The 1,497-nt window shown below is 46.5% G+C and carries 1 protein-coding gene; it reads right to left on the bottom strand.

Annotation, left to right across the window (positions count from 1 at the left end):
• Window positions 1–390: 390 nt before the first annotated feature.
• A partial coding sequence (locus CXF58_RS01120) for an ATP-grasp domain-containing protein (protein ID WP_219621711.1) occupies window positions 391–1,497 on the bottom strand: 1,107 nt, incomplete at its 5' end.

Genomic DNA, 1,497 nt, shown 5'->3' with positions numbered 1-1,497 from the left:
GCAAACTGCGCCCATGCCAAACTCGGTGCCAAACGCTGCCAAGCAACATGGTCACGCATAACGCCTATCGTTGGTAATACCACCTGCAAAATCGCCAAGATTAAGGCGGCTAGCAAGGCAAAATAACCCAATTCTGTGATTAACATACGGTCTAACCCTGTTTACTCTAATATGATTTAAGCTCACTGTAACGGTTGGATTTTTATTATTGGAAACTATTGAAATTTACTGCTATCTCTAGCTCCAATTGTTTTCGAAGTGTTTTGAAAAGCGTGCCGAAAGTAATAGACAATCATAAATATACAACCACCTTTTGTTAGGTAAGAAGAATATTGAATTAGTTAACCGGACTTATAACAGCCTAATGCCATCTAAATAAGACCTAGACGATCACACCTGAAAGACAGGCGCGAATCCACCGCCTGGCGTACGGAAGTTAGTCACCTGACCTTGATACACACGCGCAGCAGGTAGTAACAGTTTTCCGCCATACGTATAAAGACGTATATCTACCTTTCTTGTTGTTACGATGTCATCAATTTTGAGTGATCTCTCTCCTGCAGGGACAAAGGTCTGTGCGATATAATCTTCATCCAGAATGTTTTCGAAGACGCGTCGAGTCAGTTTGCTACCGCGATAAACGCCTTTGCTTCCATGACCAGCAACTGGCTTAAAAAACAGTTGCCGCCGAGTAAGCCACAACTCTGCTGCATCGTCTCTTGATACAATCTTAGTCCTCGGTACAGACCTTTCGAGGCACTCCACTGCAGCCTCATCCAGACCCCAAGAGCGCAATATTTGGGAGTCTGATAGCAATGTCAGGTTTTGCTTATTGGCCAACATAGCATGTACGCGGGGATTGGGTGTCACTACCACAGCACCCTCTAAATAAGCCTGCTTAAGCAATACATGGTCAGGGTCCTCAAATGCAAAGTCGACAAGCCGATTGTAAATCATATCGATTTTCTGGCCATGGGCTGTTAACGTACCGTCGATATACTCGAGTTCAGAGGGATCAAGTATCACAGTATCAATACCTCTAGCTTGGAGCAGTTGACAGGCTAACTCAAACTCTAAGAACATGAACTGACTCTCGGGGTCATTGTCCACAATGGCTATCCGATTGGGCATAGCAACAGCGGACTGTCGCTGCCACTCCTGTTTGAACATGTCAAACACTGCTTCCTCGAACCTATCTAGCATTTGATTGGTTGCAGCGCTTTGCTCTGAGGGGTTGCAACAGCGTTTTTGTGCGCGAGCGAGCAACACATTCAGAAATGCGCCACCGGCATTAGTATTGACCTCGATGAGCTGAGGTCCATCGCTACCCAAGTGAAAGTCATAACCCATGAGGGCCCCTATTGGGCCTGGGTCGAAAGCAGCTATTTCTGGTGCCCACGACAGCACTTGCTCTTGATACAATGGCAGTTCGGCAGCTGACTCGATAGCCCTGACGATTCGCTCCATCGCCTCTATCTCTGTTTTGGGAACGAACAC

Source organism: Psychrobacter sp. Sarcosine-02u-2, from assembly GCF_002836335.1.
In the GTDB taxonomy this organism is placed as follows: Bacteria; Pseudomonadota; Gammaproteobacteria; order Pseudomonadales; family Moraxellaceae; genus Psychrobacter; species Psychrobacter faecalis.
Note: the sequence above shows the minus strand (reverse complement) of the source record. Positions and strands in the feature narration are given on the sequence as shown.